Genomic DNA, 1,527 nt, shown 5'->3' with positions numbered 1-1,527 from the left:
GCGCCGGCCTCCTTCCTGGCGCACTTCACCGTGTTCGTGCTGGCCTGCTTCGTCGGCTACATGGTGGTGTGGAACGTGACGCCGGCGCTGCACACGCCGCTCATGAGCGTGACCAACGCCATCTCGTCGATCATCGCGATCGGTGCGCTGATCCAGGTCGCGCCGCCGCTGACCGGCGGCGACGCCGTCAACCGGCCGAACCTGCTGATCCTCGGCCTGGCCGTGTTCGCGCTCGCGCTGACGGCCGTCAACATGTTCGGCGGCTTCGCGGTCACGCGGCGCATGCTGGCGATGTTCCGCAAATAAGAAGGAAACGGACATGAACGCAAGCCTTTCCACCGTTTCCTACATCGGCTCGACGATCCTCTTCATCCTGAGCCTGGGCGGCCTGTCGAACCCGGAGACCGCGCGCCGCGGCAACGTGTTCGGCATCATCGGCATGGCGATCGCGGTGCTGGCCACCGTGTTCGGCCCGCGCGTCACGGCCAGCGGCTACGCCTGGATCATCGCGGCGCTGGTCGTCGGCGGCAGCATCGGCCTGTTCGCGGCCAAGAAGGTGCAGATGACGCAGATGCCGGAGCTGGTCGCGCTGATGCACAGCCTGGTCGGCCTCGCCGCCTGCCTGGTCGGCTTCGCCAGCTACATCGACACGTCGACCGTGTTCGCGACCGAGGCCGAGAAATCGATCCACGAGATGGAGATCTACATCGGCATCCTGATCGGTGCCGTGACCTTCTCCGGCTCGATCATCGCGTTCGGCAAGCTCTCGGGCAAGATCGGCGGCAAGCCCATGCTGCTGCCGGCGCGCCACTGGCTCAACCTGGCGGGCCTGCTGATCGTCATCTGGTTCGGCCGCGAGTTCCTGCATGCGCCCGACATCCAGGCCGGCATGGTGCCCCTGATCATCATGACCGTCGTCGCGCTGCTGTTCGGCGTGCACATGGTGATGGCCATCGGCGGCGCGGACATGCCGGTGGTGGTGTCGATGCTCAATAGCTACTCGGGGTGGGCCGCGGCCGCCACGGGCTTCATGCTGAGCAACGACCTGCTGATCGTCGTCGGCGCCCTGGTGGGCTCCTCGGGTGCGATCCTGTCGTACATCATGTGCCGCGCGATGAACCGCAACTTCATCAGCGTGATCGCCGGCGGCTTCGGCACCGGCGGCGGCACGCCGGCGGCGGCGGGCGGGGCGCAGCCCGCGGGCGAGGTGTCGCCGATCCTGGCGGCGGAAACGGCCGAACTGCTGCGCGAGTCCAAGAACGTGATCATCGTGCCGGGCTACGGCATGGCGGTGGCGCAGGCCCAGCACACGGTCTTCGAGATCACCAAGCACCTGCGCGAGAAGGGCGTCAACGTGCGCTTCGGCATCCACCCGGTGGCCGGCCGCATGCCGGGCCACATGAACGTGCTGCTGGCCGAAGCCAAGGTGCCCTACGACATCGTGATGGAGATGGACGAGATCAACGACGACTTCCCGACCACGGACGTCGCGATGGTCATCGGCGCCAACGACATCGTGAACCCCGC

Annotated in this window: 2 protein-coding genes; both read left to right on the top strand. The window is 67.1% G+C overall.

Annotated elements, in window-relative coordinates; all coding sequences use genetic code 11:
• Positions 1-306 (top strand): proton-translocating transhydrogenase family protein (locus tag WG923_RS30275; RefSeq protein WP_340354764.1); only part of this gene is annotated, 306 nt, incomplete at its 5' end.
• Positions 307-319: 13 nt separating this feature from the next.
• On the top strand, positions 320-1,527 hold a 1,208-nt coding region (locus WG923_RS30270), incomplete at its 3' end, for an NAD(P)(+) transhydrogenase (Re/Si-specific) subunit beta (RefSeq protein WP_340354763.1).

The sequence above is a fragment of the Ramlibacter sp. AN1133 genome (genome assembly GCF_037890035.1).
Taxonomy (GTDB): Bacteria; Pseudomonadota; Gammaproteobacteria; order Burkholderiales; family Burkholderiaceae_C; genus Ramlibacter.
Note: the sequence above shows the minus strand (reverse complement) of the source record. Positions and strands in the feature narration are given on the sequence as shown.